This window comes from Streptomyces alboniger (assembly GCF_008704395.1).
Lineage (GTDB): Bacteria > Actinomycetota > Actinomycetes > Streptomycetales > Streptomycetaceae > Streptomyces > Streptomyces alboniger.
The window spans coordinates 6,520,281-6,538,744 of sequence record NZ_CP023695.1 but is presented as its reverse complement, the minus strand read 5'-3'; the positions used below and the strand labels follow the sequence as shown (position 1 = coordinate 6,538,744).

Below are 18,464 nucleotides of genomic sequence, written 5' to 3'. Positions count from 1 at the left end.
TGCGCCGCGCGGCTCAGGCGACCGAGCCGATGCGCCCCGCGGGCCCGCGGGTTCCGTCGTGATGGATGGGCGTGTGCGCCCCGGTGAGCGAGACCCCGCTGCCGCCCCGGCGGCTGGCGACGATCTCCGAGGCGATGGACAGGGCGGTCTCCTCGGGCGTACGAGCGCCGAGGTCGAGGCCGATGGGTGAGCGCAGCCGCGCCAGTTCCAGCTCGGTGACCCCGACCTCGCGGAGACGGACGTTGCGGTCCTCGTGGGTGCGGCGCGAACCCATCGCGCCGACGTAGGCGACGGGCAGCCGCAGCGCGAGGCGCAGCAGCGGTACGTCGAACTTGGCGTCGTGGGTCAGCACGCACAGCACGGTGCGGCCGTCGACCTCGGTGTTCTCCAGGTAGGTGTGGGGCCACTCGACGACGATCTCGTCGGCGTCGGGGAAGCGGGTCGGCGTCGCGAAGACGGGCCGCGCGTCGCACACGGTCACGTGGTAGCCGAGGAACTTGCCGATCCGCACCAGCGCGGAGGCGAAGTCGATGGCACCGAACACGATCATGCGGGGCGGCGGCACGCTGGACTCCACCAGGACGACCAGCGGCGATCCGCACCGCGACCCGTCCTCGCCGATCTCCACGGTCGCGGTGCGCCCGGCGTCGAGAAGGGCGCGGGCCTCCCCCGCCACCGTGCGGTCCAGCTCCGGATGTCCGCCGAGCCCGCCCTCGTACGCACCTGAGGGACGTACGAGAAGGGCGCGGCCCATGAGGTCGGCGGGTCCGGAGGTGATGCGGGCGGCCGCCGCCGCCTGCCCCGAGGACGCGGCGGCGAGGGCGGCGGCGAGCACCGGCCGGGACGCGGAGTCCGCGCGGACCGGGGAGACGAGGATGTCGATGATGCCGCCACAGGTCAGGCCCACGGCGAAGGCGTCCTCGTCGCTGTAGCCGAAGCGTTCGAGTACGGGTTCGCCGTCCTCCAGCGCCTGTTGGCACAACGCGTAGACGGCGCCCTCCACGCACCCGCCGGAGACCGAGCCGATGGCGGTGCCGTCGGCGTCGACCGCGAGGGCGGCGCCGGGTTGCCGGGGCGCGCTCCCGCCGACCGCCACCACGGTGGCGACGGCGAAGTCACGTCCCTGCTCGACCCACCGGTTCAGCTCGTCGGCGATGTCCAGCATGTGCGGCCTCCTCAGGCTCTGCGGGTGTGCGGAGGGCCCGGGCGTCAGTGGACGCCCAGCCATCCTTCGATGGGGTTGAGGGCGAAGTAGACGATGAAGATCACCGTCAGGCCCCACATGAAGGCGCCGATCTCGCGGGCCTTCCCCTGGGCGATCTTGATGGCGACCCAGGAGACGACGCCCGCCGCGACACCGGTGGTGATGGTGTACGTGAAGGGCATGAGCACGACGGTCAGGAAGACCGGGATGGCGGTGGCGCGGTCGGCCCAGTCGACGTGCCGGGCGTTCATCATCATCATCGCGCCGATGACGACGAGCGCGGCGGACGCGACCTCCTGCGGCACGATCGCGGTGAGCGGCGTGAAGAAGAGGCAGGCCGCGAAGAACAGGCCGGTGACGACCGAGGCGAGGCCGGTGCGGGCGCCTTCGCCGACGCCGGTCGCGGACTCCACGAAGACGGTCTGGCCGGAGCCGCCCGCCACACCGCCGATCGCGCCGCCGGCGCCGTCGATGAACAGCGCCTTGGACAGGCCGGGCATGCGGCCCTTCTCGTCGGCGAGGTTGGCCTCGGTGCCGACGCCGATGATGGTGGCCATCGCGTCGAAGAACCCGGCGAGCACGAGCGTGAAGACGATCATGCCGACGGTCATCGCGCCGACCTCGCCCCAGCCGCCGAACTCGACCTCGCCGAAGAGCGAGAAGTCCGGCGAGGAGATCGCGCTGCCGTGCAGCTCGGGGGCGCCGTTGGCCCACTGCTTGGGGTCGATCACGTCGAAGGCGTTGAGGATGACGGCCACGAACGTGCCGGTGACGATGCCGATCAGGATCGCGCCGGGGATGTTGCGCGCCTGGAGCATGAAGATGAGGAGCAGGGTGCCCGCGAAGAGCAGGACGGGCCAGCCCGAGAGTTCACCGGCGGGGCCGAGCGAGAGCGGGGTGGCCTTGCCCGGGTGGACGAAGCCGCCCTTGACCAGGCCGATGATGGCGATGAACAGGCCGATGCCCATGGTGATGCCGTGCTTGAGGGCGAGCGGGATCGCGTTCATGATCATCTCGCGGAGCCCGGTGACCACGAGCAGCATGATCACCACGCCGTACATCACGCACATGCCCATGGCCTGCGGCCAGGTCATCTCGGGTGCGACCTGCGAGGAGATCACGCCGGACACGGAGAGTCCGGCGGCCAGGGCCAGCGGCACCTTGCCGACGAAGCCCATCAGGAGCGTGGTGAGGGCCGCGGCGAACGCGGTCGCGGTGATCACGGCCTTCGTCGCCATGGTGTCCCCGGCCGCGTCCTTGCCGGACAGGATCACGGGGTTGAGCAGGAGGATGTACGCCATCGCCATGAAGGTGGTGACGCCGCCGCGCACCTCGCGCGCGACCGAGGATCCTCTCCGGGATATGTGGAAGTACCGATCGAGCCAAGACCGGCCGGCCGGGACGCGGGAGCCGGAGCCCGCGTCCTCTGCGGTGGTCTTGGGCTCCACTGAAGACTGGGTCATGGTGCCTACTCCCAAGGTTCACAGGGGCACCCGCGGAGTTGCGGGATTTGGGATGGTGCGTTGGCTGCACGACCCGGGGGACGGCCCGAGACGAACGACATGGCGTTGAGGAGGGGACCCGGGGACGGAAGCCCCCGGGTGCTTCTTGCTCCGCCTCCACCCGGCCAGGGGTTACGTGCCGGTGAGGTGCTCGGGCCGTACCGGAGTTCTGTTCAGCTCCAGACCCGTCGCGTTCCGGATGGCCGCGAGGACCGCCGGGGTGGACGAGAGGGTCGGGGCCTCGCCGATGCCACGGAGCCCGTAGGGGGCGTGCTCGTCGGCGAGTTCGAGCACGTCGACGGGGATGGTCGGCGTGTCGAGGATGGTGGGGATCAGGTAGTCCGTGAAGGAGGGGTTCTTCACCTTCGCGGTCTTCGGGTCGACGATGATCTCCTCCATGACCGCCACGCCCAGGCCCTGGGTGGTGCCACCCTGTATCTGGCCGAGGACGGACAGCGGGTTCAGCGCCTTGCCGACGTCCTGGGCGACGGCAAGCTCGATGACCTTGACCAGGCCCAGCTCGGTGTCGACCTCGACGACCGCGCGGTGCGCGGCGAAGGAGTACTGGACGTGGCCGTTGCCCTGCCCGGTCTTCAGGTCGAAGGGTTCGGTGGGGCGGTGCCGCCACTCGGCCTCGATCTCGACGCTCTCGTCCTCCAGGACGTCGACCAGGTCGGCGAGGACCTCGCCGCCGTCGGTGACGACCTTGCCGCCTTCGAGCAGCAGCTCGGCGGTGGCCCACGCCGGGTGGTAGGAACCGAACTTGCGGCGGCCGATCTCCAGGACCTTCTCGCGCACCAGCTCGCAGGAGTTCTTGACGGCGCCGCCGGTGACGTACGTCTGCCGCGACGCGGACGACGAACCGGCGCTGCCCACCTGGGTGTCGGCGGGATGGATGGTCACCTGGTTGACGCCCAGCTCGGTCCGCGCGATCTGCGCGTGGACGGTGACACCGCCCTGGCCGACCTCTGCCATCGCGGTGTGCACGGTCGCGACGGGCTCGCCGTTGATGACCTCCATGCGCACCTTGGCGGTGGAGTAGTCGTCGAAGCCCTCGGAGAAGCCGACGTTCTTTATGCCGACCGCGTAGCCCACACCGCGTACGACGCCTTCGCCGTGCGTGGTGTTGGACAGGCCGCCCGGCAGCTGGCGCACGTCGGCGCCCTCGCTGGACTCCCACTGGCGCTCGGGCGGCAGCGGGCGGGACTTCACACGGCGCAGGATCTCGGCGACCGGGGCGGGCGAGTCGACCACCTGTCCGGTCGGCAGGAGGGTGCCCTGCTCCATGGCGTTCAGCTGGCGCAGCTCGACCGGGTCCATGCCCAGCTTGGCCGCGAGCTTGTCCATCTGCGCCTCGTAGGCGAAGCAGGCCTGGACGGCGCCGAAGCCGCGCATCGCGCCACAGGGCGGATTGTTGGTGTAGAGGGCGATGGCCTCGATCTCGACGTCGTCGATCACGTACGGGCCGACCGACAGGGACGAGGCGTTGCCGACGACCGCCGGGGAGGCCGACGCGTAGGCGCCGCCGTCCAGGACGATCTTGCACTTCATGTGCGTGAGCTTGCCGTCCTTGGTGGCGCCGTGCTCGTAGTAGAGCTTCGCCGGGTGGCGGTGCACGTGGCCGAAGAAGGACTCGAAGCGGTTGTAGACGATCTTGACCGGCTTGCCGGTGCGCAGCGCCAGGAGGCAGGCGTGGATCTGCATCGAGATGTCCTCGCGGCCGCCGAAGGCACCGCCGACGCCGGAGAGCGTCATGCGCACCTTCTCCTCGGGCAGGCCGAGGACGGGGGCGATCTGTTCGAGGTCGGAGTGCAGCCACTGGGTGGCGACGTAGAGGTCGACGCCGCCGTCCTCGGCCGGCACGGCGAGACCGGACTCCGGGCCGAGGAAGGCCTGGTCCTGCATGCCGAAGGTGTACTCGCCCTTGACGATGACGTCGGCCTTCTTGGCGGCCTCGGCCGCGTTGCCGCGGATGATCGGCTGGCGGTGCACGATGTTCGGGTGCGGGACGTGCTTCATGTGGCTGTCGGTGCGGCCCTCGTGCACGAGCACCGCGTCGGGAGCGGTCGCCGAGGCCTCATCGGTGATGAGGGGCAGTTCCTTGTACTCGATCACGATCTTCGCGGCGGCGCGGCGGGCGGTCTCCGGGTGGTCGGCGGCCACGAGGGCGACCGGCTCACCGTGGTGACGGACCTTGCCGTGGGCGAGGACCGGCGTGTCCTGGATCTCCAGGCCGTAGTTCTTCATCTCGGCGGGCAGGTCGTCGTACGTCATGACGGCGTAGACGCCCGCCATCGCGAGGGCCGCGGAGGTGTCGATCGAGACGATCTCGGCGTGCGCGACGGTGGAGCGCAGGGTCTGGCCCCACAGCATGTCCTCGTGCCACATGTCCGAGGAGTACGCGAACTCGCCGGTGACCTTCAGGGTGCCGTCGGGGCGCAGCGTCGACTCGCCGATGCCGCCCTTGGTCTGCGAACCCTGGGTGAGCTTGGTGGGTACGCCGGTCGTACGGGTGGAACCCATGATCAGACCGCCCCTTCCTGAAGTCCCTGACGGTCCTGGCGGGCAGCGGCGAGGCGCACCGCGTCCAGGATCTTCTCGTAACCCGTGCAGCGGCAGAGGTTGCCGGACAGCGCCTCGCGGATGTCCGCGTCGGTGGGCTGCGGGTTGCGCTCCAGCATCTCGTCGGCCGCGATCAGCAGACCCGGCGTGCAGAAGCCGCACTGGACGGCGCCGGCGTCGATGAACGCCTGCTGGATCGGGGAGAGCGTGGTGCCCTCGCCGGTCTGGGAGTCGGTGCCCTGGGCCTTCCACTGCTGGGCGTCCTGGAGCGAGGTGCCGCACGCGCCGGAGGCGCAGCCACCGCCGGGGTGGGCGTCCTCGCGGTGCCTGGCGTAGTCCGCGAGGCCCTCTACGGTGGTGACCTCACGGCCCTCCACCTGACCGGCCGCGACCAGACACGCACAGACCGGCACGCCGTCGAGACGGACGGTGCAGGAACCGCACTCGCCCTGCTCACAGGCGTTCTTGGAGCCCGGGAGCCCCATACGCTCGCGGAGCACGTACAGAAGGGACTCGCCCTCCCAGACGTCGTCCGCTTCCTGCTGACGGCCGTTGACCGTGAAGTTCACGCGCATTATGCGACTCCCTCAGTGCTGCGGCCCTTGCCGCGGTACGACTCCCAGGTCCAGCCGAGCGTGCGGCGGGCCATGATCCCGACGGCGTGCCGACGGTAGCTCGCCGTGCCGCGCACGTCGTCGATCGGGTTGGCGGCGCCGGAGGCCAGCTCCGCGAACTGCTTGGCGATCGAGGGGGTGATGATCTTCTTGTTGTCCCAGAAGCCGCCCTCTTCGAGCGCCGCGTTCAGGAATTCCTCGGCGGTCTTCGCCCGAATGGGGGTCGGGGCGGCGGAGCCGATGCCGGTCCGCACGGTGCGGGTCTCGGGGTGCAGCGCGATGCCGAACGCGCACACGGCGATGACCATGGCGTTGCGCGTGCCGACCTTCGAGTACTGCTGCGGGCCGTCCGCCTTCTTGATGTGGACGGCCCTGATCAGCTCGTCCTCGGCGAGGGCGTTGCGCTTCACGCCGGTGTAGAAGTCGTCGATCGGGATCAGGCGCGAGCCGCGCACCGACTCCACCTCGACCTCGCAGTCGGCGGCGAGCAGCGCCGGGTGGGCGTCGCCGGCCGGGGACGCCGTGCCGAGGTTGCCGCCGACGCCGCCGCGGTTGCGGATCTGCGGCGATGCGACCGTGTGCGAGGCGAGCGCCAGGCCGGGAAGCTCCGTGCGCAGCTCCTCCATGATCTGGGTGTACGGGACGGAGGCACCGAGCCGGACCGTCTCCTCGCCCACCTCCCACTCGCGCAGTTCGACGATGCGGTTGAGGTCAAGCAGGTACTCGGGACGACGGTGGTCGAAGTTGATCTCGACCATCACGTCGGTGCCACCCGCAATCGGCACAGCCGTGGGGTGCTCGGCCTTGGCGGCGAGCGCCTCCTCCCAGCTGGCGGGGCGAAGGAAGTCCATGAGGCTCTCTTCTTCGTATCGAGGGTCGTTCGCTTCGGGGGACGGGAGGATTCCGTTTCGGCCACTCGGGCCGTTCGTCCCTCGACTGCTCGTTCATGTGCTGTTAACGCGGAGTGGGGCAAGTACACCGCCCGCTCGTCCGATGGGGTCAGTCACCGAAACCATGAAGGAGTTGGCTGGCCAAGCCGCGCGTCTTGTAGATTCGTATGAAGAACGGGCCCCAGAAACCTCGCGGATTCCCCCGGGAAACCGGAGACGCCCTGCGGCACAGGGTCCCGGCGCTACGGAGCGCACATGTTTGTACACACCATTCGAGACAGATCGGCGGCGACGACACCATGCGGCTGCGCGCACTCCTGGACACCGACGCGCTGGGCCTGCGGCTGCTCGGCGGCGAGGACGAGCTGGACCGCACCGTGCGCGGTGTGATGACCACGGACCTGCGGGACCCCAGCCGCTATCTGGCGGGCGGCGAGCTGGTCCTCACCGGCCTCGCCTGGCGCCGCGACGCCTCGGACACCGAACCCTTCGTACGCATCCTCGCGAGCGCTGGAGTGGCCGCGCTGGCCGCCGGGGAGGCCGAGCTGGGCGACATCCCCGACGACATCGTCGAGGCCTGTGCCCGCCACCGCCTGCCGCTCTTCGCGGTCAACGAATCCGTGGCCTTCGCGACGATCACCGAACACGTCGTACGCCAGGTGTCCGGCGAGCGCGCCGGGGACCTGGCGGCGGTGGTGGACCGGCACCGGCGTCTGATGACATCGGGCCCGGCGGGCGGCGGCCCCGATGTCGTACTGGACCTGCTCGGCACCGACCTGGACCTGCGGGCCTGGGTGCTCTCCCCCGCAGGGCGCGCCATCGCCGGATCGACGGCGGGCGGCACGGCCCTGCCCGGGGCCGTCTGCGCCCGCCTCGCCGGGGAGCACCTGGCCGCCTCGCGCACCGGGCGGCGCGGGCCGTACCGCGTCTCGGTGGACGGGGTGACGTACTCGCTGTTCCCCATTCGGACCAGTGGGCGGGGAGCGGGCGCCGCCTCGCGCGACCTGCGCGAGACGGTGCTCTCCGACTGGGTGCTCGCGGTGGAGGCCGACGCGGGCGACTGGCCCGAGGAGCGGCTCGACCTGTTGCAGGGCGTCACGCAGCTGATCGCGGTGGAGCGGGACCGGCGCGACGCCGCCCGCACGGTGCGGCGCCGCCTGGCCCAGGAGGTCCTTGAGCTGGTGCAGACGGGCGCGGCCCCCGCGGAGATCGCGGCGCGCCTGCGGGTCGCCGCGCCCGTGCTGCTTCCCGGGCTCGGCACGGCCCCGCACTGGCAGGTCGTGGTGGCCCGGGTCGAGTGGGACGGCGGTGACATCGACGGCGGCCCGGTGGCCCAGTCGCTCCTGGAGGAGATCCTCGTCGACCCTTCCCTGAGCTTCCGGACCGACTCGGGCGCGGGAGGCCCCCTGTCCTCCGGGCCCGAGCCCTCCGACCGGATCGCGGTCGCGCACACCGGCGACGAGGCCATCGCGCTGGTGCCGCTCCCCGCGGTCTCGGCGGAGCACGACGGCTCCGAGACCGGCCTGCTCGCCGACGCCCTCCTGGAGTCCGTCCGCGACCCGCTGTCGGCGGGCCTAGACGGCGACGGGCGGCTCACGCTCGGCGTCAGCGCGGCCGTCCACTCGGCGGAGGGGCTGCGCGGCGCCCTCGAAGAGGCGCGGCACGCCCGCCGGGTCGCCGCCGCCCGCCCCGGCCGGGTCTGCGCGGCCGGCCACCAGGAGCTGGCCTCGCACGTGCTGCTGCTCCCCTTCGTCCCGGACGACGTGCGCCGGGCGTTCACGGCGCGGCTGCTGGACCCGCTGCGGGAGTACGACCAGCGGCACCGGGCGGAGCTGATCCCCACCCTCGAGGCGTTCCTCGACTGTGACGGCTCGTGGACGCGCTGCGCCGCGCGACTGCACCTGCACGTCAACACGTTGCGCTACCGGGTGGGCCGTATCGAGCAGTTGACGAGTCGTGACCTCTCACGCCTTGAGGACAAGCTCGATTTCTTCCTCGCGCTGCGGATGAGCTGAGGAAATCCGGATGTGCCCGTGCTGGGCCGTCCGGACTCCGGACGGCCCAAGTCCCGTCGCGCTCCCGCCCTTTGTGAATTCTTTCACCCAGCCTCTTGGCCGGACCCCGCCATCCATGCTGAGATTCGCCCACGACTCAACAGCTCAATGGGGTGCTCGGGGAGGGCAACGTGGCGCATACCGCCATGTCTGGTACCGGAACGATTGCAGGGGACGATCCACTCCAGACCGCGGTATGGCGGCTGCGCTCGCGCGGCTGCTGGACCGACGCGGCCGCGCTGCTCGCCTCGCGGGCCGGGGCCGCGCCCGCGCTCCAGCGGGCCGCGCTGCTCGTCGAGCGGTGCCTGTTCACCGGGGACGGCTGGGGCGAGGCCGAGGACGTCCTGCGGACCGCGGAGGCGCTGGCCGAGGACGACGACGACCGCGGGGCCGCGGCGTGCGAGCGCGGCCAACTCGCTTACGCCTCCACGGTCTTGGGCGTACGGGACCGGGCCGACGAGGCGCGTACGGCGCTCGGCAGGGCGGCGGCGCTGCTCGCCCCGAACGCGGCGGGGCGGCCGCTGCTCGACTTCCGCCGGGGGCTGATCGCGGAGCACATCGCCGACTCGGCGCAGGCCGCGAAGGCCGCGTACCGGCGGGCGCACGCGGGGGCCACGGCGCACGCGGACCCTCTCCTGCTCTCCTTCACCTGGCGCCACCTCGCCGGACTCGCCCTGCGGGACGGGGAGTTGGCGGAGGCGCGGCACGGGTTCGCGGAGTCGCTGCGGCTTCGGGAGGAGCTGGGTTATCTGGTCGGCACGGCGCCGGCGCTGGCCGCGCTCGCCGACGCGGAGCCGGAGCCGGAGGCGGCGCGGCTCCGCGCGGAGGCCGCGCGGCTCTTCCGCCTGCTGGGCGGCGTCCCCGCGTGGCTCTCCCCCCACCTCACCCCTCCGACCCCGGCGGCCTAGGCCCCCTGCCCTCCCGCCGGGTCCCTCCCACCCATCCGCCCGTTCACCCCGCACTGACGGGCGAGGAGGGGCGGTCACTCGACGTACGCCGACGCGGGGTAACGGGCGGGTGGGAGGGGACACGTCCGGCGCGAAGCGGCGGGACCCTACGTAAGGCCGCCCGCACCCGCGAAGTGCTCGCTCACCAGCGTGGACACCACCGGGATATCCCGGGCGATCAACGCCTCGAGCAACGACATGTGTTCCGCCGCGTCCGCCACGAGGTCCGCCCGGCGGGCCGAGACGGGGCCGCTGACGAGGGGCCACTGCGCCCGCCGGTGCAGGTCCTCCGCGACCTCCACCAGCTGCCGGTTGCCCGCGAGGGAGAGCATCGCGCCGTGGAAGGCGCGATCGGCCTCGGCGTAGCGCGCGAGGTCGCCGCCCGCCGCCGCCGTCACGGTGGCCTCCGCGAGCGGCAGCAGTTCGGACCAGCGCGCGGCCGGCACCGTACGGGCGAGCCGCAGCATGACCGGCACCTCGATCAGCGCCCGCACCTCCGCCAGCTCCCCCAGCTCCCGCGCCCCCCGCTCGACGACCCGGAAGCCGCGGTTGGGGACGACCTCGACCGCGCCTTCGATCGCCAGCTGCTGCATCGCCTCGCGCACGGGCGTCGCCGAGACGCCGAAGCGTTCGCCGAGCACCGGCGCCGAGTACACCTCGCCGGGCGTCAGCTCGCCGCCCACCAGCGCGGCCCGCAGCGCGTCGAGGATCTGTCCGCGTACGGAGTTCCGCCGCACCGTCCGGCGCGCGGCGGGACCGCGGACCTCGCGGCCCGCCTGTTCCGGCACCCGGACGCGAGGCGCCCCCGCGAGGGGACCCGCCCCGCGCGCTCCGGTCTGCTCCACGTCGTCCGCCCGCCCCGCCTTCGCCTGCTGTGAAAGGTACGAGAGGCACCATAGGCGGACAGGACCGCGGTTGAAACCTCGATCACGTCGGGTAAGGTAAGGCTTACCTGCAATCGATCGCGATTCGGTGGTCCCCGCATGTCCGTCCCCACCTTGGCCGCGCCCGCCCAGAGCGCCCCCAGCGCCGTCGCGGACTCCTATGCCCGCCTCACCGAGGTGTTTCCCGGACTGCGCGTCACCGAACTCGGCGCCGGGGAACAGGCTCCCCAGGGTGGCGGCTGGGTCACCGCCGCCCGGCTCGCGGAGGGCGGGGCCGACCTCGACGCGTTCCTGGCGTGGGACAACGCACAGGTCCTGAAGGACTACGGCACCCAGGCGCGCCCCGACGTGGTGGCGAGCTTCGGCCTGCACCGGTACGCCTGGCCGGCCACCCTGCTGATCACGGTCCCGTGGTTCCTCCACCGCCGCGTCCCGCGCCTGCCGGTGGCCAACGTCTCCTTCCATCGCGCCCTCGGCCGCATGGCCGTCCGCACGGACGGTTTCGCCTGTCTGCCGGGCGACCCTGCCGCCGCCCTGCCCGGCGCCCGCGTCGTCCCCGACGAGGAGGCGCTGCGCGCGGAGGTGCGGGCGGCGGTCGCCGAGCACCTCGGCCCGCTCCTGGAAGGCTTCGGCCCCCGGATGCGGCGCCGTTCGCGCGCCCTGTGGAGCGCGGCCACCGACGAGATCGTCGAGGGCCTCTGGTACATCGCGCACCTCCTCGGCGAGGAACGGCGCGCGATGACGGAGCTGGAGCGACTGCTGCCGGGCGCCACGAAGCCGTACGTGGGCACGGCCGGTTTCCGGGAGCTGACGGGACCGAACGGCGAGGCGCTGCCGACCCGCGACCGGGCGAGCTGCTGCATGTTCTACACGCTGCGCCCCGACGACACCTGCGTCACCTGCCCGCGCACCTGCGACGCGGACCGGGTCGCTCGGCTGAGCGCCACCGCCGCCACGTCCGGCTGAACCACCCCTTCGGGCCTGTTTAATCGAACTCAACGGCCACTCATCAAGCGTCAGTTCGAGCTAAATCGCGTTCTGCGCACTCCCTCGCACCCCCTTGGCGTTCTCTTGTCCCGAAACCCTCCTGAGGGTCGTCGGGATCGGGTCACTATGGCGCCGAAACGCCCTACCGCGATGCAAGGGACCCCAGATGAGACTGACCGACATATCGCTGGACTGGCTGCTCCCCGGCGGCGTCCTGCTCCTGGGCATGCTGGTGGCGGTGGCGGTGCTCGCGCGCGGCAAGCGAGGCCACGACAGAGCAGCGAAGGCCACGGGCGACGATTCGTGGGAACGCAGCGAGGAGCGCCGCAGGCGCAAGGAAGCCATCTACGGCACCGCGTCCTACGTGTTGTTGTTCTGCTGCGCGGCGGTGGCCGCCGCGCTCTCCTTCCACGGCCTTGTCGGCTTCGGCCGGCAGAATCTCAGCCTCTCCGGCGGCTGGGAGTACCTCGTGCCGTTCGGCCTCGACGGCGCGGCCATGTTCTGTTCCGTCCTCGCCGTGCGCGAGGCCAGCCACGGCGACGCGGCGCTCGGCTCGCGGCTGCTCGTGTGGACGTTCGCCGGGGCCGCCGCCTGGTTCAACTGGGTGCACGCGCCACGGGGTCTTGGCCATGCCGGCGCCCCGCAGTTCTTCGCCGGGATGTCGCTGTCGGCGGCGGTGCTCTTCGACCGCGCGCTGAAGCAGACCCGCCGGGCGGCGCTGCGGGAGCAGGGTCTGGTGCCGCGGCCGCTGCCGCAGATCCGTATCGTGCGGTGGCTGCGCGCGCCCCGGGAGACGTTCGGCGCCTGGTCGCTGATGCTCCTCGAAGGCGTACGCACGCTGGACGAGGCCGTCGAGGAGGTGCGTGAGGACCGCCGCGAGAAGGAGCGCACGCGGCTACAGAGGCGCGACCACGAGAAACTGGAGCGCGCCCGGCTCAAGGCCATCAGCCGCGGCCACCGGGGTTACGCCCGGGGCGGCAGGCAGGTCGAGGTACAGGCTGTCTCCGCGTCCGCCGGGTCCGCGCAGGTCGGCGCGGACCCTGCTATAGCGCCGCAGGAAGAACTGCCGGTACGCGCCCGCCCCTCCCTCCAGGCCGTCAGAGGTGACGCCGAGAATGCCACCCCCGTCACCGTCGACCTCACGGCGGAGGATGACACGCAGACCCTGCCCCGGCTCGACTCGCTGGAGCAGAAGCTCAAGGACCTGGAGCAGCAGTTCGGCTGATCACACCAGGGTCCTGGCGGTGGCGGCAGGGTTCACGCCGTGCCGCCGCCGTTCAGCTCGAACCACACCGCCTTCCCCACCCCGTGGGCGCGCACGCCCCACGCGTCTGCGAGGGACTGCACGAGGACCAGGCCCCTGCCGTTCGTACCGTCGTCGGCGTTCGGTACCCGCGGCTCGGGGCGGCGGCCCACGAAGTCCCGCACCTCGACACGCAGCCCGCGCGGGCCCAGGCTCGCGGTGACGATCGCGTCGTGATCGGTGTGCACCAGTGCGTTGGTGACCAGTTCGCTGGTGAGCAGCTCGGCTATGTCGGCCCGTGCCGGTTGCCCCCAGCGTCTCAGGAATTCCCTCAGGGCGGCCCTGACCTCGGGTACCGCCGACAGATCAGACCTCCCCAGTCTGCGCCTGAGCTGGGCCCGGTCCGGTCCGGCCTGCGCTCCCTCGGCGATCTCGTCCCGTACGTTCGGTGAAGAGGACCCGAATCCCCCCGGGCCGCTCCTACCTGACTGCCTCGTCATGACCCCCGCCCACCAAGCGATGACCTTGCCTCCTTGGTCGAACAACCTCACGGAATGCATGCCCCGGCCCCATGACGGCACTCCTGTCGAATCATCAACCAATGGCGGGGGTGTGCCGGGGCGCTGAGGGGAAATGAAGCGGTGGACCCCCGCCACCGAGCGTTCGAGGAGCCTCCGTGCATGACGACAGACTGCTGGTGGAAGGCCGCCTGGAGCGGGCGCTGCGCCAGTTCATCCGTCCCGCCCAGTATCCGCGCAGGGTGCCGCTCGCCCTCTCCGCCTGGCACGCGCCGGGCGAGCCGGTACCCGTATCGGCCGCTCTGGAGGCGTCGTACGAACCCTTCGAGACCGGCAGCGAATGGGGAAGTCCCTGGTCGACCAGCTGGTTCCGCCTCCAAGGGCAGGTCCCGCGGGAGTGGCGGGGGCGCCGTGTCGAGGTGGTGATCGACCCTGGGTTCACGGAGGAAGGGCCGGGGTTCCAGGCCGAGGGGCTGGTGTACGACGCGGCGGGCGTTCCACTGAAAGGAGTTCACCCGCGCAATCGGCATATTCCGGTGGCTTCCCCCGCGCGGGGTGGTGAGCCGGTGCACCTACTTCTGGAGGCGGCGGCCAATCCGACTGTTCTGCACGACTTCGTGCCGACGCCGTTGGGCGACGTCCTGACCGCAAGTACTAGCCCGATCTACCGATTCGCGTCTGCCGATCTCGCCGTACTGGACGAGGACGTATGGCAGTTGACCCTGGACATCGAGGTCCTCTCCGAGCTGATGGGCGAACTGGAAGCCGACCGTCCGCGGCGGCACGAGATCCTCCGGGCCCTTGAGGACATGCTCGACGCGCTCGATCTGCACGATGTGCCGGGCACGGCGGCGGCCGGGCGCGCGGCCCTCGCCGGGGTGCTCGCCAGGCCCGCGCACGCGAGCGCGCACCGCGTATCGGCTGCCGGTCACGCGCATATCGACTCGGCGTGGCTGTGGCCGCTGCGCGAGACGGTACGCAAGGCTTCGCGCACCTTTGCCAATGTGACGGCGCTGGCCGAGGAGTATCCGGAGCTGGTCTTCGCCTGCTCGCAGGCCCAGCAGTACGCGTGGGTGAAGGAGCACCAGCCGCACATCTGGGAGCGCATCAAGAAGGCGGTAGCCGACGGGACTTGGGCGCCGGTCGGCTCGATGTGGGTGGAGTCGGACGCCAACATGCCGGGCGGTGAGGCACTGGCCCGGCAGATCACCCACGGCAGGAGGTTCTTCCGCGAGGAGCTGGGCGTGGAGACCGAGGAGATCTGGCTGCCGGACTCCTTCGGTTACACCGCCGCCTTCCCGCAGTTGGCGAAGCTGGCAGGCGTGCGCTGGTTCCTCACCCAGAAGCTGAGCTGGAACCAGTCCAACAGGATGCCGCACCACACCTTCTGGTGGGAGGGCATCGACGGCACCCGGGTCTTCACCCACTTCCCGCCAGTGGACACGTACAACTCACAGTTCCACGGCGCCGAACTCGCCCACGCCGAGCGGAACTTCGCGGACAAGGGGCGTGCGACCCGCTCCCTGGTGCCGTTCGGCTGGGGTGACGGCGGGGGCGGTCCGACCCGCGAGATGATGGAGCGGGCGCGGCGCCTGAGGTCCCTGGAGGGGTCGCCGCGCGTCGAGATCGAGAAGCCGTCGGCGTTCTTCGCGGCGGCCGAGGAGGAGTACGGCGCCGGCGCCCCGGTCTGGTCGGGCGAGCTGTATCTGGAGCTGCACCGGGCGACGTACACCACCCAGGCGGCAACCAAACGCGGCAACCGCCGCAGCGAACACGCCCTGCGTGAGGCGGAGTTGTGGTGCACGGCCGCGGCGGTACGGGATCCGGCGTACGTCTATCCGTACGACGCGCTGGACCGGCTGTGGAAGACGGTCCTGCTGCACCAGTTCCACGACATCCTGCCCGGTTCGTCGATCGCGTGGGTGCACCGGGAGGCACGTGAGACCTACGGGCGCGTGCTGGCCGAGCTGGAGGGGATCACCGCGTCGGCCGTGCGCGCGCTCGGCGCGGGCGGGCCCGCGGTGCTCAACGCCTCGCCGTACGCCCGCAGCGAGGTGGTGGACGGCGGGGACGGCACGCTGGTGCGCGTGGACGTCCCCGCCCTCGGCACACGGAGTCTGGACGGCGTCGTGGCGCCGGGTCCGGGAGCGGCCGCGCACACGACCGGCGACACGATCGTCCTCACCAACGAGCGGCTGAGCGTGACCGTCGACGCGGCCGGGCTCCTCACCTCCGTGCGGGACCTGACCGCGGACCGTGAGGTGCTAGCGGCCCCCGGCAACCTCCTCCAGCTGCACCCCGACCACCCCACGCGCTACGACGCCTGGGACCTCGACCGGCACTACCGGCGGCGGCACACCGACCTCACGGACGCGGACTCCGTCGAGCTGGTCGAGGACGGGCCGTCGCGGGTCGCCGTGCGGGTGGTGCGCGCGTTCGGGGAGTCGCGGATCACGCAGGTGATCCGGCTCGCGGCGGGCAGCAGGCGCGTCGACATCGTCACGGACGTCGACTGGCGGGAGTCGGAGAAGGTACTCAAGGCCGCGTTCCCCCTGGACGTGCACGCCGAACGGTCCGCCGCCGAGATCCAGTTCGGCCATGTCCACCGGCCCACGCACGCCAACACCGGATGGGACGCCGCGCGTTACGAGATCTGCGCGCACCGCTGGCTGCGGGTGGCCGAGGAGGGGTACGGCGTCGCGCTGCTCAACGACTCGACGTACGGCCATGACGTGACGCGCACGGAGCACGGCGGCGCCCTCGGCACCACCGTGCGCCTGACACTGCTGCGGGCCCCGCACAGCCCGGACCCGGAGACCGACCAGGGCGCGCACCGCTTCACGTACGCCCTGCTCCCCGGCGCGGCGACGGGCGACGCGGTCGCGGAGGGACTGGCGCTCAACCTGCCGCTGCGGGTGGCCGACGCGCCTGCCCTCGCGCCGCTGGTGAGCATCGACGATCCGGCGGTCACTGTCGAGTCGGTCAAGCTCGCCGACGACCGCAGCGGCGATGTCGTCGTACGGCTCTACGAGTCGCGCGGCGGGCGGGCCGCGGCCACGCTCGGCACGTCGTTCCCGGTGGCGCGGGCCGATGTGACGGACCTGATGGAACGGCCGCTGCGCGAGGCGGACACGGGCGAGGCCGGTCTGACCCTGGCGCTGCGGCCCTTCCAGATCGTCACGCTGCGACTGCGTCCCGCCTGAGCCGACGGGCGGGTGCGGCCGGGGCCCGGGTCAGGGCCTCGGCACGTTCCGCAGGTTCGAGCGGGCCATCTGCACCATCCGGCCGACTCCGCCGTCCAGCACGATCTTGCTGGCGGAGAGCGCGAAGCCGGTCACCATGTCCGAGCTGATCTTGGGCGGGATGGAGAGGGCGTTGGGATCGGTGACGATGTCGACCAGCGCCGGGCCCTTGTGCGCGAAGGCGTCCTTCAGGGCGCCCGCGAGTTGCTTGGGCTTCTCCACGCGGACACCGTAGGCCCCGGCGGCGCGGGCGACGGCGGCGAAGTCGGGGTTGTGGTTCGCCGTGCCGTAGTTCGGCAGTCCGGCGACCATCATCTCCAACTCCACCATTCCCAGGGAGGAGTTGTTGAAGAGGACGACCTTCACCGGAAGGTCGTGCTGGACGAGGGTGAGGAAGTCGCCCATCAGCATCGAGAAGCCGCCGTCGCCCGACATCGACACGACCTGGCGCTTGCGGTCGACGAACTGGGCGCCGATCGCCTGCGGCAGGGCGTTCGCCATCGAGCCGTGGCTGAAGGAACCGATGATGCGGCGCCTGCCGTTGGGAGTGAGGTAGCGGGCCGCCCAGACGTTGCACATGCCGGTGTCGACGGTGAACACCGCGTCGTCCGCGGCGAGTTCGTCCAGGACCGAGGCGACGTACTCGGGGTGGATCTGGACGTGCTTGTCGACCTTGCGGGTGTACGCCTTGATGACGCCTTCGAGGGCGTCCGCGTGCTTCTTGAGCATCTTGTCGAGGAACTTGCGGTTCGACTTGGGCGAGACGCGCGGGGTGAGGCAGCGCAGTGTCTCGCGGACGTCGCCCCAGACGGCGAGGTCCAGCTTCGAGCGGCGGCCGAGGTTCTCGGGGCGCACATCGACCTGGGCGATCTGGACGTCATCGGGCAGGAAGGCGTTGTACGGGAAGTCCGTGCCGAGCAGGATCAGCAGATCGCACTCGTGGGTGGCCTCGTACGCGGCGCCGTAGCCGAGCAGGCCGCTCATGCCGACGTCGAACGGATTGTCGTACTGGATCCACTCCTTGCCCCGCAGCGCGTGCCCCACCGGGGACTTGATCTTCTCGGCGAACTCCATCACCTCGGCGTGGGCGCCCGCCGTGCCGCTGCCGCAGAACAGCGTGACCTTGCCCGCCTTGTCGATCATCTTCGCGAGCTTGTCGATCTCCTCGTCGCCGGGGCGCACGGTGGGCCGCGAGGTCACCAGGGCGGTCTCGGCGGCCTTGTCCGGGGCGGGCTCGGAGGCGATGTCGCCGGGCAGCGACACGACGCTGACGCCGGACTGGCCGACGGCGTGCTGGATGGCGGTCTGGAGCAGCCGGGGCATCTGCTTCGGGCTGGAGATCAGCTCGCTGTAGTGACTGCACTCCTGAAAGAGCCGGTCGGGGTGCGTCTCCTGGAAGAAGCTGAGGCCGATCTCGCTCGACGGGATCTGCGACGCGAGGGCGAGCACCGGGGCCATGGAGCGGTGGGCGTCGTACAGGCCGTTGATGAGGTGGAGGTTGCCCGGACCGCAGGAGCCCGCGCAGGCGGCGAGCTTGCCGGTGATCTGGGCCTCGGCGCCAGCCGCGAAGGCGGCGGTCTCCTCGTGCCGCACCTGGACCCAGTCGATCTCCTTCGTGCGGCGGATGGCGTCCACGACCGGGTTGAGGCTGTCGCCGACCACTCCGTACAGGCGCTGGACGCCCGCCCGGACGAGGATGTCGACAAACTGCTCGGCGACGTTCTGCTTGGCCATGCGGTACGCACCTCTTCACCCTTGGAACCTTTGGGCATCATGGAGCCCTTGGGCCTCTTGTAACCCCTTGGGCCCCTTGTAAC

At 71.4% G+C, this 18,464-nt stretch carries 13 protein-coding genes; 5 read left to right on the top strand and 8 right to left on the bottom strand.

Annotation, left to right across the window (positions count from 1 at the left end):
• Positions 1-13: 13 nt before the first annotated feature.
• From CP975_RS28730 to CP975_RS28710, 5 genes are all read right to left on the bottom strand, one after another.
• Positions 14-1,165 (bottom strand): XdhC family protein, encoded by a 1,152-nt coding sequence (locus CP975_RS28730; protein WP_055531532.1) that lies wholly within the window; start codon positions 1,163-1,165, stop codon positions 14-16.
• Positions 1,166-1,209: 44 nt separating this feature from the next.
• Positions 1,210-2,667 carry an NCS2 family permease gene (locus CP975_RS28725; protein WP_030778017.1) on the bottom strand — a complete coding sequence of 486 codons (1,458 nt, stop codon included), beginning with the start codon at positions 2,665-2,667 and terminating at the stop codon, positions 1,210-1,212.
• A gap of 171 nt (positions 2,668-2,838) precedes the next feature.
• Positions 2,839-5,229, bottom strand: a complete 2,391-nt coding sequence (gene pucD / locus CP975_RS28720) for a xanthine dehydrogenase subunit D (protein ID WP_055531534.1) — start codon at positions 5,227-5,229, stop codon at positions 2,839-2,841.
• Between the two features lie 2 nt (positions 5,230-5,231).
• A complete protein-coding gene (locus tag CP975_RS28715) occupies positions 5,232-5,843 on the bottom strand; it encodes a (2Fe-2S)-binding protein (protein WP_055531536.1) in 612 nt (203 codons plus the stop codon).
• Positions 5,843-6,733 carry an FAD binding domain-containing protein gene (locus tag CP975_RS28710; protein ID WP_055531538.1) on the bottom strand — a complete coding sequence of 297 codons (891 nt, stop codon included), beginning with the start codon at positions 6,731-6,733 and terminating at the stop codon, positions 5,843-5,845. Before CP975_RS28710 ends, CP975_RS28715 begins: the two co-directional genes overlap by 1 nt.
• Positions 6,734-7,071: 338 nt before the next feature.
• Between CP975_RS28710 and CP975_RS28700 the strand changes: the two genes are divergently transcribed.
• Positions 7,072-8,787, top strand: a complete 1,716-nt coding sequence (locus CP975_RS28700; RefSeq protein ID WP_055531541.1) for a PucR family transcriptional regulator — start codon at positions 7,072-7,074, stop codon at positions 8,785-8,787.
• A 185-nt stretch (positions 8,788-8,972) separates the two neighbouring features.
• Entirely contained in the window at positions 8,973-9,734 is a 762-nt protein-coding gene (locus CP975_RS28695; protein ID WP_246201662.1) for a hypothetical protein, read from the top strand.
• Between the two features lie 146 nt (positions 9,735-9,880).
• Here the strand turns inward: CP975_RS28695 and CP975_RS28690 are convergent, their stop codons facing one another.
• Positions 9,881-10,618 carry a GntR family transcriptional regulator gene (locus CP975_RS28690; RefSeq protein ID WP_150477510.1) on the bottom strand — a complete coding sequence of 246 codons (738 nt, stop codon included), beginning with the start codon at positions 10,616-10,618 and terminating at the stop codon, positions 9,881-9,883.
• Between the two features lie 138 nt (positions 10,619-10,756).
• Between CP975_RS28690 and CP975_RS28685 the strand changes: the two genes are divergently transcribed.
• Complete coding sequence (locus tag CP975_RS28685; protein ID WP_055535714.1) at positions 10,757-11,623, top strand: (2Fe-2S)-binding protein; 867 nt, start codon at positions 10,757-10,759, stop codon at positions 11,621-11,623.
• 187 nt (positions 11,624-11,810) lie between these two features.
• On the top strand, positions 11,811-12,869 hold the full coding sequence (locus tag CP975_RS28680; protein ID WP_055535713.1) for a DUF2637 domain-containing protein: 1,059 nt from the start codon (positions 11,811-11,813) through the stop codon (positions 12,867-12,869).
• A 32-nt stretch (positions 12,870-12,901) separates the two neighbouring features.
• Here CP975_RS28680 and CP975_RS28675 read toward each other — a convergent pair whose 3' ends face one another.
• On the bottom strand, positions 12,902-13,387 hold the full coding sequence (locus CP975_RS28675; protein ID WP_150477509.1) for an ATP-binding protein: 486 nt from the start codon (positions 13,385-13,387) through the stop codon (positions 12,902-12,904).
• A gap of 176 nt (positions 13,388-13,563) precedes the next feature.
• On the opposite strand from CP975_RS28675, the gene CP975_RS28670 reads away from it, so the two are divergent.
• Positions 13,564-16,608 carry an alpha-mannosidase gene (locus CP975_RS28670; RefSeq protein ID WP_055535711.1) on the top strand — a complete coding sequence of 1,015 codons (3,045 nt, stop codon included), beginning with the start codon at positions 13,564-13,566 and terminating at the stop codon, positions 16,606-16,608.
• Positions 16,609-16,638: 30 nt separating this feature from the next.
• Here CP975_RS28670 and CP975_RS28665 read toward each other — a convergent pair whose 3' ends face one another.
• A complete protein-coding gene (locus CP975_RS28665; protein ID WP_055535703.1) occupies positions 16,639-18,381 on the bottom strand; it encodes a pyruvate dehydrogenase in 1,743 nt (580 codons plus the stop codon).
• Positions 18,382-18,464: the final 83 nt, after the last annotated feature.